The 12,263-nt window shown below is 35.8% G+C and carries 7 protein-coding genes; 5 read left to right on the forward strand and 2 right to left on the reverse strand.

Annotated elements, in window-relative coordinates:
• Positions 1 to 11: 11 nt before the first annotated feature.
• Entirely contained in the window at positions 12 to 1,046 is a 1,035-nt protein-coding gene (locus tag ABWU32_RS01760; protein ID WP_015589478.1) for a hypothetical protein, read from the reverse strand.
• Between the two features lie 136 nt (positions 1,047 to 1,182).
• Here ABWU32_RS01760 and elbB point away from each other — a divergent pair, with 136 nt between their 5' ends.
• Both elbB and ABWU32_RS01770 read left to right on the forward strand, forming a co-directional pair.
• The gene (gene elbB, locus ABWU32_RS01765) at positions 1,183 to 1,890 is read left to right on the forward strand and encodes an isoprenoid biosynthesis glyoxalase ElbB (RefSeq protein WP_022626165.1); all 708 of its coding nucleotides are present in this window, start codon (positions 1,183 to 1,185) and stop codon (positions 1,888 to 1,890) included.
• Positions 1,891 to 2,065: 175 nt separating this feature from the next.
• The gene (locus tag ABWU32_RS01770; protein ID WP_039963709.1) at positions 2,066 to 2,374 is read left to right on the forward strand and encodes a hypothetical protein; all 309 of its coding nucleotides are present in this window, start codon (positions 2,066 to 2,068) and stop codon (positions 2,372 to 2,374) included.
• A 2-nt stretch (positions 2,375 to 2,376) separates the two neighbouring features.
• Here the strand turns inward: ABWU32_RS01770 and ABWU32_RS01775 are convergent, their stop codons facing one another.
• A complete protein-coding gene (locus ABWU32_RS01775) occupies positions 2,377 to 4,212 on the reverse strand; it encodes a peptidoglycan D,D-transpeptidase FtsI family protein (protein ID WP_141456705.1) in 1,836 nt (611 codons plus the stop codon).
• 20 nt (positions 4,213 to 4,232) lie between these two features.
• Between ABWU32_RS01775 and ispH the strand changes: the two genes are divergently transcribed.
• The 3 genes from ispH to ABWU32_RS01795 all read left to right on the forward strand — a co-directional run bounded on the left by ispH (position 4,233) and on the right by ABWU32_RS01795 (position 12,220).
• Positions 4,233 to 5,162: a 4-hydroxy-3-methylbut-2-enyl diphosphate reductase gene (gene ispH, locus ABWU32_RS01780; protein WP_015589482.1), complete on the forward strand. Its 930-nt coding sequence runs from the start codon at positions 4,233 to 4,235 to the stop codon at positions 5,160 to 5,162.
• 1,521 nt (positions 5,163 to 6,683) lie between these two features.
• Entirely contained in the window at positions 6,684 to 8,579 is a 1,896-nt protein-coding gene (gene htpG / locus ABWU32_RS01790) for a molecular chaperone HtpG (RefSeq protein WP_141456863.1), read from the forward strand.
• 38 nt (positions 8,580 to 8,617) lie between these two features.
• Entirely contained in the window at positions 8,618 to 12,220 is a 3,603-nt protein-coding gene (locus ABWU32_RS01795) for a hypothetical protein (protein ID WP_353278717.1), read from the forward strand.
• The last annotated feature ends 43 nt before the right edge of the window (positions 12,221 to 12,263 follow it).

Consider the following 12,263-nt stretch of genomic DNA (forward strand, 5'->3'; position numbering starts at 1 on the left):
AAAAAAATGCATCAACTTGGTCCTGTGATTCCTCCTTCACTAACTCGTGCAGCACTTGAAATACCTAAGTGAGAAGATGGCTTCATTGCTGCAACTTTCTCATCAACAATTTTTTCTACCTCCTCTATTTTACCCTCACCAATGGCCATAATTTTAGATTGAAATTTCTCCATAAGTTCCTCAAGTGCTTCCTTATCACTTTCATAAGTACTAGTACCTTTTTCTCTAAGCTTTTTCATGTCATCTTCTGAAAAATTTTGAATAGTTCCATTCTTTACTAACTCTTGTATAGCAGATCGCTGCCCTTCATTTTGAAGCATGCCTATGACCTTTGCTTTACTCTGGGCGTTTTTTATTTTTTCACCTTCTTCGGACATATTATAGCCTATAATCTCTTGAGCCAAACTGTTGTATAATTTACTAAAGTTATCTTTTTTTGGCCCAACCTCAGGCAATTTATCCCCTAAATTTTTAGATAAACTTTTCACTGCTTTTCCTGCGTCAATCGCACCTTCTTTTATTTTTTCCCCTGCCTTTCCTATACCTATTCCTACATAACGTGCTCCAATAGCTACAAGCGCTATTAATGTAGCAAGCACAATAAGCGGAGAAAATGCTACTCCTAATACCATTCCAGCAGAAGCTATTCCTATTTTTTCATTTGCAGAGGCTGATTTAAAATAATTGACTAGATTGTCCAGTGGACCTTTATTATTATTTATAACATTACTTATTGCTTGCTGATTAACAGATTTTAACGCCTCTTCTATTATTTTTGAGTTAACATTTTCAGAAGTTAAATCTTTAAGTGCTTCTTCAATGAGTTTTATAAATAATTCTTTATTTACCTCCTTTTGCAAGCCTTGGTCATTAATTGCTAAACCTAAATCTTTGAGGTTCATCCCTTTAACTTGTTCTGATAGGGTTGTAAATAACTCTTTTTTCCCCTCTTGTGAGGATTGTGCAATACTTTCTATTATATCTGAAATAGCTTTTCTTAGTTCTGGATAGTCAGTGTCAAAAAACATACTATTGCTAGATTCCATATTCAGCTTTGTTGATTATAAATATGCCTAATTATACATACTAATCATTAATTATATTATAATTGATATAACATACCCCTTTCCAAATATAGAATTTGTATTAAAATATCTAGATTATATGAAATCAAGGTACTTTATGGGTGAAAAAAAATTAAAAGCTGCTGTGGTCTTATCAGGGTGTGGTCACCTTGACGGTGCAGAGGTAAGAGAAGCGGTTTTAAGTTTGCTTGTGCTTGATCAGCAGGAAGTGGATGTTAAATGCTTTGCACCTGATATCAATATCACACAAGTTATGAATCATAGAACAAAAGAGGCAACAAAAGAAAAAAGGAATGTACTTGTAGAAGCAGCAAGAATCGCAAGAGGCGAAATATATGACTTAAAAGAAGCCAAAGCTGAAAATTTTGACATGCTAGTTGTACCTGGTGGATACGGGGTTGCGAAAAATTTATCTGACTTAGCTGAAAGTAAAGACATGGTGACAGTAATGCCTGAATTTGAAAGATTAGTTTCAGAATTTTTTGTTACAAAAAAGCCAATAGGAGCGATATGCATATCTCCAGCCATCATTGTTTCAATTTTAAGTAGCAAGATAGGTAAAGAAGAAAGTAAGGTTAAGGTAACTATAGGAGATGACAGAGAACAGTTGATAGAAAGGCTTGGCGGCGAGCACATAAAATGCGATACAGAGTTATCAATAGAAGACGAAGAACATAATGTATTTTCCTGTTCTGCTTATATGCGTAGCGACGAAAGTACATACTCTGTATATCAAGGGATAAAGCATATGATTGACAGCATGGTAAAAAAGATTAACAAAAAAACTAAACAGCCATTCCTATAAGGTGTACTAAATAAGACTTCTCTATTAATCACACAATTAACTGTTGAATTTTACATTTCTAGCTGTATTATGGCTACGTAGCTAAAGTAACTTAGGTTTATCGACGCTTTACTACTTGTTAGCGGTGTGGTGTAGTGGCCATATATGTTTAGTTCTTTTTTTTAAGGTATTTTGTATGTCAGATCTTTTCTATATTGAAACTACGTGTTGTGTGGACGGTCAGTGTGATGTCTATACAGGGGAAGTGAGTTTTAATGATGTCATGTTAGGCAAGTTCAGTCTAAATTCGTGCAGCGGGAAAGAAGCTATGATAAATCTAGACATTATTACATTCGATATTAATATCGCTATTGATGGTCAAAATGGAAAGACAATAAAAAAAGACCTTAAAGGTCTTGAATTTGTAACTAAAGATGATGGTTCTTGGTATATTAATAAGGATTTTGGTAATGATAAATTTGAAATTATAGTAAAGCAATCATAATTTTACATCTCAGGTGTAACATTTAGTATAGGTGCTACTCTATTTATAATGTTTCTTACTATAGGCGCAGCAATTACTCCCCCGGTATGGTGCATCCCTTGAGGCTCATCAATAGCAATTAGCACTATGTACCTTGGGTCAAGCATAGTTAGCACTCCTATAAATGATGCTATGTTTGCATCTTTGCTATATTTACCATCTACAACTTTTTCCGCCGATCCAGTTTTTCCTCCTATTGAATATGCCTTTATTTTTGCTTTTCTGCCAGTGCCATCTGTTACTGCTGCACGTAATAATTTTCTCATTTCCCTGGAAGTTCTTCTTGAGATAATTTGCTCTCCTATACTTCTTTTATTCAACATCAAGGTTGCGTTATGAAATATCCCATTGTTGATTAATGCTGCTGCAGTTTGTGCAAGATGTATAGGAGTTACAGCTATGCCATAACCATAAGATGCTGTTATTAAAGTGTTTTCACTCCATTTATCCGGGATTATCGGTGTGGATTTTTCTGGTATTTCTATTTTCAAAGGAGAAAATAGCTTCATAGCTTTAAAGTATTCTACCTGTTTTTCAATACCTAGTTTGACTGCAATTTTTGCTGCACCAATGTTGGATGATTTTACAAATATATCTTGCACAGTAATTTTTGGAATTTTAGATTTATGAAAATCCTGAATTTTATACTTTCCAATGGTGATTGGTGTTGATACGTCATATAAATCGCTAGTTTTTGTAGCGTTCGCATCAAGCGCTGCGGCTATTGTAAAGTATTTTAATACCGACCCCATCTCATATACCCCAAGACTGGCGCGATTAAACTTTTGTACGTCTTCTGCCTTATTCTGTAAGTTGGGATTAAAATCAGGTAGGCTGACCATCGAGATAACTTCACTATTTCTCACATTTAAAACAATTCCTACTCCGCCAAGTGCCTGATATCTGCTTACAGCTTTAGTTAGCTCTTCATGCACTATGCTTTGCACTCGTGTATCTAAGGATAGTTGAACATATTGATCAGCAGAGCGTGACCATCCCTGTCGGATGACAGAAGATTGTGCAGAAGCTTGGTCTGGTGTCATTCCAGTGCACTGACACTGGAATCCAGTTTTATGCGCAATTTCATCACAAACATTGTTTTTGACATATGTTTCTGGAATCCGTTGTTCATCACGTAATTTGTCAGTATTTTTATATCTGGATCCCAGTGTCACGCACTGGATCTGTTGTGTGGGGAATTGCTGTGCAGGAATTGCTTTCAAGTTGCAACATTCATACAACTGTATATCAGGTACTTGGATAACAGAATGTTGTTTGTTTTTACTTATATACGCCTCAACTCCTGCAATACCATTGCCATCTATGTCAGTGTAACCAAGCACGTGTGAAAATAAATTACTGTGAGGATATATACGCTTTATGTCGTCATAAAAATTTACTCCTGGTACACCAGCGTTTTTGATCGCTAGTAATTCTTTTGGAGTCAAGTGCCGCTTTATCCAAGCAAATTTCTTTTCTGAAGTAAGTACTCTATATAAGTTCTTGTATTCGAGGTCATGCAAAGTAGAACACAGTTGTGCTGCTATACTGTCCGGATTCTTTACTTTGGTTGCATCTATATATAGTGATGTTGTGGGCACATTTGTTGCTATTACCACTCCATTTCTATCTAAAATATCAGGTTGTTTATGTACTATATTATCTTTTCTAAAATTTTCTGAAGTAGTAGGTTGATCAAATGTTAAAGAGAATATGCGAAAAATAATTATTATATAAAATATAAATAATGGTACTATGAAACACAGTGAGCGGAGCTTATTTTTAAGTAATGCTTGCATATTTACTTGATTTGACAAAAATGGAAATCATCTTAGCTGAACCACGAGGTTTTTGTGCCGGGGTAAAAAGAGCTGTGGACATATTAGCTATTACTTTAGAAAAATATAAAAACGAGCGCCAAGTTTATGTGCTACACGAAATTGTTCACAATAAATATATAGTAGAGGACTTTAAGAAACAAGGAGTGGTTTTTGTAAGCAGTATCGAGGAAATTGAAGATAATGAAGGAATACTGATCTTCAGCGCGCACGGAGTATCAAAAAATATAGAAGATGAGGCAAAAAGAAAGGGTATTCAAGTGATTGATGCAACATGTCCTTTAGTTAGCAAAGTGCATAAAGAAGCAAAAAGGTATGAAAACAGTGGTAAAGAATTAATTCTCATTGGGCATGAAAACCATCCAGAAGTTAAGGGAATTAGGGGAAGAGTAAACAATCCTATCACTTTAGTGCAAACTTTGCAGGATGTATATGATTTAAAGGTTAAAGATCCAGATAATTTGTCTTATGTTACACAAACCACGTTAAGCATCGACGATACCCATGAAATTATTGTTGCCCTGAAGCTCAGGTTTCCAAGCATAACAGGTCCAGATTTAAAGGACATATGCTATGCAACGCAAAACAGACAAAATGCTGTTAAAAAGCTAGCTGAAATTGTAGACATGGTATTAGTTGTAGGAAGTAAAAATAGCTCAAATTCAAACCGCTTATTAGATCTGTGCACTGCTAGAGAAAAAAGAGCCTACTTGATTGATAATTACAGATGTGTAAATAAAAGCTGGTTCCAGGGCGTAGAAAAGATAGGAATCACTGCAGGTGCTTCCGCTCCTGACATATTAGTTGATGAATTAATGGACTACCTAAAAGTAAACCTGAGTGTAAAAATTTCAGTTATGCCAGGTGGTATTATTGAAAATGTTCAGTTTAAAATACCGAATCTGGTTTAAAACACAACTTATCTACTAAGCTTCTCTTGAAATCACACAGACCAGCATCTATAGCTAAGACGTCATGCCGCGATTCATTAGACTTCTTGCATAACCATATAACAAACTTTTATTGGGAATAGAAACAAAAAAACTTCCTTGACAAACTCCGCCAGCCCACTTATCATGATAGTGAAGCTATTGTATTTGCTTTCGCCAATCTGCAGATTAAAAGGTAAGGATTACTTAATGTATCGGCGTCTTATGTTCAATTTTTTGCAGTATATAGATACTGTATGTCTTTACAAAACTTCATCTACATCTAGATTTTTATCTAAATAAGCTGAACGCGCTTATAAAGCGTTACAAGACATCAAAAAATGCTAATACTCGACAGAGATAGTAAAAGACTAGCTAACTCGGGGATTCTTTGTCTTTTTTTCTGCTTAGTAAACTTCTTAAACATTTGCAGCGTAAGTTAGTTGCAATTAAAAGCAGCTGAATTTCGCTTGTCAAGCGTTTAAAACATAAAAAACGCCAATATTTTAAAGCAGATAATAACCCCAGGGCTTCTTTTGCCTTTTTTTTCGTTTGGTAAATTTCTTAATGTTTATGGCTAAACGACAATCGTCATCCCGCTGCTTGTTAGCGGGATCTAGAGATACCGCGAATGAATCGCGGTATGACGGTTCGCGGCGGTATGACGTAGGACTGCTGTCATCCCAGTGCCCAAACACTGGGATCCAGTTTTCTTTACAAATTCACCAAAAGTGTTTCATTCTATAACATAAAACCCATACTCACCAAATCTAATGCATTACTTGCAATTAAGTTTCCTGGATCCCAGTGTCTGGGCACTGGGATAACAAAGGAGGACGTTATTCCAGTGCCAAGCACTGACCATTTCTGGTCTCTTAAATTGCAACTAATCTAAGTATTAAAAAATTTACCAAACGAAAAAAAAGGCAAAAAAAGCCCGATGGTTGGCTAGTTACTTACATTATACTTTCAAGTATGGCGTTTTTTTATTCTAAACGCTTAATAACCGTGACTCAGCCGCTTTTAAGCCGCAACTAATCTAAATTATAAACGTTAAGAAATTTACTAAGCAGAAAAAAAGGCAAAGAAACCCTAGGGTAGCTAATTATTCACTATCCATTTTTTAAGTTGGCGTTTTTTGATGTTTTAAATAGCGTATTTCAGCTTGTGTAGCTAGAAATTTGATAAAGACATGAGGTGCACATAGTGCAAAAAATTAAGCATGATTTACGCCAAATACATTAAGTTTTTTTGTCATTAATCCACTGCAGAGATTGCGAAGATAAATAAATAGCTTCAGTTTCATGATAAGGGGGCTGGCGAAGGGTGTCAAGGAAGTTTTTCGTTTCATCCAATGCGCTGCCAAAAGTTTGTTATGCAAGAGATCCCATAAATTGGGTGTCATAATAACTACACCCACATTAATTTTGGTGTACGTGACCTTGAAAGATCGTGATTCAATACTTAAATTATTAGGGTAGTAGGCAAATAATGGAGCTCAAAATGCATAATGTACAAGAAACTGAAAATTTAAAATTTGACGCTGAGGTAGGGAAAGTACTGAATATAGTGATTCATTCACTTTACACCAATAAAGACATTTTTCTGCGTGAATTAATATCAAATGCATCAGATGCATGTGATAAGTTGCGCTATGAATCTCAACTAAACCCTAATTTGCTAGATTTGAGTGACGAATTAAAAATCACTATCAGCTCCAATAAAGATAAGAACGAGCTATATATCACTGATAATGGCATTGGAATGAATAGACAGGATTTAATAGACAATCTTGGTACAATTGCAAGCTCTGGTACGCAAAAGTTCTTGGATGCGATTAAGAATAGCAAGGATTCAAGCCAAACTGTGGAGCTGATTGGGAAGTTTGGTGTTGGTTTTTACTCAAGCTTTATGGTTGCATCAGAAGTAATAGTAGAATCGAGAAAAGCTGGAGAAGAGGAGTCTTGGATCTGGCAATCCAAAGGAGATGGGGAATATTCAATCAGCAAGTCAGATAATCAAGTCCCTCGCGGAACCAAAATTACGCTCATTATGCATCCTGAAGAAAACGAGTTTTTAGATAAATTTCGTGTTGAAAATATTGTCACTACTTACTCTGATCACATAAATTTTCCTGTTGAATTTATAGACGAAGAAGGAAAAAGTGAAAAGTTAAACAGTAAGGCTGCAATTTGGACTAAGCCAAAAAATGACGTTACTCAAGAGGAGCACAACGATTTTTTCCGCAGTGTTGCCCACGTTGGCGGGGAGCCCTGGATGATATTGCATAATAAAAATGAAGGTGCAATAGAATATACAAATTTGCTTTATGTTCCTTCTATAAAACCTTTTGATTTATTCCATCCAGATAGACGTTGCTCTGTTAAGTTATATGTAAATAAAGTATTTATCACTGAAGATAATGTACAGATCATACCGCAGTATTTACGTTTCTTGAAAGGTATTGTTGATTCACCGGACTTACCTCTTAATATCAGCAGAGAAACGTTGCAGAATAATCGTGTTGTTGAGCAAATCAGGAAATCCCTCACTAAACGCGCGATATCAGAGCTCGGTAAAAAGGCAAAAGAGAATTTAGAGGAGTACACAAAATTCTGGACCAATTTTGGTGCAGTTTTAAAGGAAGGTCTTTGCGAAGCTATGCCAACTGATGAGAGAGAAGCGCTGCTCTCAATTTGCAGATTTAATAGCACCGGTGATGAGAAGTTGATCAGCATTGATGATTATATAAGCAGAATGAAGCCTGAGCAGGAACATATCTATTATCTCACCGGAAATAGCCTCGATTCAGTGAAAAACAGTCCGCAACTTGAGGGATTCGTCAGTAAAGGACTAGAAGTGCTCCTATTTGTTGATCCAGTTGATGACTTTTGGACTAGTGTAATTCATGAATACAAAGATCAGAAAATCAAGTCTGTAACCCGTGCAGATGTTGATTTGGAAAAATTCTCTTCAGAAGAAGATAAGACAGATGAAGAAAATAAATCAAATGGAGAAAAAACTGAGGAAACTATACTGCAATATTTTACCACAGTGCTTGGAGATTCAGTAAAAAGCGTAAAAATTTCCAAAAAATTGACTGATAGTCCCGTATGCCTAGCGGTTGATGAAGGTGCTATGGATCTTCGCATGGAGCGTTTTTTGCGTGAACAAAAGCAGCTAAATTACCGCACGCCAAAGGTGCTTGAAATTAACACTAAGCATCCTGTAATAAAGAGTATAATGAAATCTTATGCTGAAAGTGGTGAAAACCCAACATTGGAGGACATGGTTCACTTATTGTTTTACCAAGCTTGCATCGTGGAAGGCGAAGAGATGGATGACGCGAGCAGCTTTGCTAAGAGACTGAATAATTTGCTTGGCAAGATTTCTGTTTAATGCTATACTTAGCTTAGCTGCTAGTTAGGAGGTAAAACATGTTTGGTTCCAATTTTAGAGACTTTGTATCACAAGATACAACTTCACAGGGCCAATCAAATTCTGAAAGATTAATCAAAAGTTGGCATGGTTTTGAAAAACCAGATTCTGAAGATTCAGGTATTGAAGAAGAGTTTGAAGTTTTAGATAGCGAAAGTCAAGAGATACCAGCTACTCCATGTAGTACATCCCCTGAAGATCTAAGTTTAGAGAATGCAATACTTGCAAACTTTCCTGATGGTTGTGATAGGTCGTTTACTGTAGAGTTAAAAGATGAAGATTCATATGGTATCATTCCTAAAAACTTAACTTTTGCTGAGATTATAAATATCTTAAATCAAGCTATACAAGAAGATAATTGTGAAGAATTAGACAAGGTTGTACAAAATATTGAAGATTATGAAGGCAGGTCTATTACGCTGGATAATGAAAATCTCAAAGATTTCTGTTCAAATCAACTTAATTTGGAGTTACAAAACAGAAGCAACCATCAACATATATATTCAAATGTACTATCACAATATAAATTTGATCAAGAGGGTTTCAAGTATGATTATTCAGTAAAAGAATTGGTACTATTGGCAATTGCAGCTAATGACAAGCTAGTAGAGCAATATCAGGATTTTCTTTTTGCTGAAGAAAACTTAAGTCTTTTACCTCTCCTTGTTGGTAATCAAAAATATATTGAAGCTTTTATAGAAAAATTCCATGGTAACGATGGAGTTTACGGAAGATTAAAAGGTCAAGCTATACAACTTGTCGAACCTAATAAGATTGACTTCTTCTCAGCTACAGCATTAAGAAAAGAGCAAGAATTATTAAATGCAGTTTTTGTCGAATACGTTTTAAGAGATTTTGGACAGGTGTTAAAAACAAGTAAACCTGATCCTTTGTATGGTGTGCTTGAAACAGCGTCTCTGATCAAAAATGAAGAATTCATCACGATAGTGCTGGATGCATTTGAAAGATATATTAATGAGCTAACTAAAAAAGCCTCAACAGAAGAGTTATTAAAAAAGAGCTTTGCTACCTTGTTAGAAACTGCGATAAGTCAAGAACACATATCTGTCATTGAATACTTGTGCAAACGATACACTAATAGTGCAGATCATGCCATTTACGATGTATATAAACAAGCATTTACAGATGATAAAGTTATTACAATACTAAGGCAACAAATCCTGAAAAACATAGGAGCTCGTGGCAGAAAAGAAATTTATGATTTAATTCTGAAAACTGCATTGGATGCTGGTAATATTGCATTTATCGAGCACTTGTGTGAAAAATGTGCTAAATGCAGCAATGATGTTATCGGCTATCTCAATCAAAAATTTAAAAATAACGAATTTGATAACATACACGAATCAATCCTCATTGCATTGTCTAATGTTGAATACACAAACACAGACGTTATAGTCGAGGTGCTTTTTTACACTAAAGAAATCCATCAAAACGTATCACATAATGAGCAAGTGATTAGGCCGGTCATACAGAATATACTGAAAAATGCAACACACTACTCAATAGGCCAAGAAGATTACTCCTTAGTCAAGGAAGTATGTTACTTATGCACAGAAATTGATGCAATTAACATAATTTTTCGAGAGGAGTGTAAGATTTTTAAATCTAGCATAGAAAAGCGCATAGAAGATCTGGAAAAGGAAAACAAATTATTGCAATCTGAAGCTTTACGTGAATATAACAGCCGTCTTCCAGGTATTGTAAATGGATTAGTTCAGACTGCTTGCATAGTGTATGATGAATACACTAAAGATCCAAAAGACAATAAACGTCAAAAGAATATTGATCTAATATTCAGTTTAATGCAAATTAGAAATATTCTGCAATTTTCTATTGATGTGCAAAAATATTCCTGTCATGAACGTCAAGATTTGTGGGATGAAATGTGCCAAACTCCTGGAACTTTTATAATACGAAAAAGAAGTAATAACGTTGCAGATGAATTAGAAATTCCAGTTATAACAAGTGACATTCTATCAGAAAATCCAGGACTTGAAAGTACTGGCAGTCAACAACCACAAGAAAATGTGGACAGACGAGAAAATATTATGAACAATGAAGAGGCTTCAATAGAAGAAGCTATAGATAATGATTATAGGGGGGGTAAAATGTCTAAAGATAAAAAAAGTACAAAGCAGAAAATGTCTAGAAATAAAAACAGCACAGAGCAGAAATTGTTGAATGCTATCTACATTCCTAAGACGATGGAGAGTTACTTAAAAATGAATAATATAAAAGATGAACCTATTTTGAAGAGTATCATAGACAAAGTAAATGCTGAAATTCAAAAGAAGAAGGAGGAGGAGAAGAACATTATCAATCCAGGTCCTACTAAGAAGCAAAGATGCATTGATCAGAGAAACACACTCTTAAAAACTAGAGATTTTCTTGAAAAAAAGATCAAAAGCATTGGAACTGATGCTAAGGCTGCTGTATCATCAGTAACTGATGTTAGCGCTACTACAAGTAGTCACGAAGCTCCTGTTAATATTGATGATGAGAAAAAACAAGCTCATGCTCAACCTGCTGAACATGTACCAGAAGAAAGTGCAAAACTTAAGGCACAGCCTTCTAATACTCAAGAGCAACAAAAAGTTTCTGAGACTCCAGTTCCAGAACAAACGGATGATATTGAAAGTTTAAGTACACAGGACGCTCTTGTTCTTCAAAGTAAAAGTGCTACCGTGTTATCAATTGATGGTGAGGATAAACAAACTCCTGTTCAACCGGTAGAGTCTGAAAGTAAAGGTGATCAACAAGGTTCACCACCACTTTCACCACAGAGTTCTGCGAGTGGTGATGTTGAAGGTACAGAAGCCTCTGCTAATGCAGCAGTAACTACGCCTGAAGAAGCACGTAGTCTTGTGAGTGATGGTGAGCATGATAAAATCGTGTCTAAAGAGCACCAAGATGATGCACTAGAAAAAGATTTAATAGATTTTTCAAGTGATGATGGCAATAGTCCTCTAGGAGATCCAGTACCTACATCAACTAACGAAATCCCTGGACAAGAAGATGGTACTCAAACTACCACCAGGCAGCAAGAACCGAATCCAATTCCAACACCTACACCGGTGCCAACGCCGAACCTAACACCAACACCGAATCCAATTCCAACACCTACGCCGGCGCCAACGCCAGGACTGACACCGGATCTAACACAAGATCCAATTCTAACACCTACGCTGGTGCCAACACCGAATCTAACACCAACACCGAATCCAGTGCCAACACCAGAACCAGTGCCTTCAGTAGCTAACAACAAATCTGAGCAGGTGAATGATACTCAAACCAATGGCGGGTTGCCTAATAATTCAGGCAAAAATAATGCTATTCCACAAAATACAAAAAGTAGTAAGCTGCCTGTTATAGCTGCTTCTGCACTTGCAATAGCTGGTATTATTTCAGGGGTGGCTGTTGCAGTTTACTTGGAAATGTTAGCGGTAGGAATAGCAGTTGGAGCTTGTTGTCTGGTTGCTGCTGCAGTTATATACTGCTGTACACCTAAAAGCCAAGTTGAAAACAACAAGGTTGACAAACCTTTCAACACGAAGGAAGCATCTACTACCGTATCTGTATAATAAATATTGTAGTTTACCATTTAATAATTTATTATAATTATGT

The sequence above is a fragment of the Wolbachia endosymbiont (group A) of Udea olivalis genome, assembly GCF_964028365.1.
GTDB classification, from domain to species: domain Bacteria; phylum Pseudomonadota; class Alphaproteobacteria; order Rickettsiales; family Anaplasmataceae; genus Wolbachia; species Wolbachia pipientis.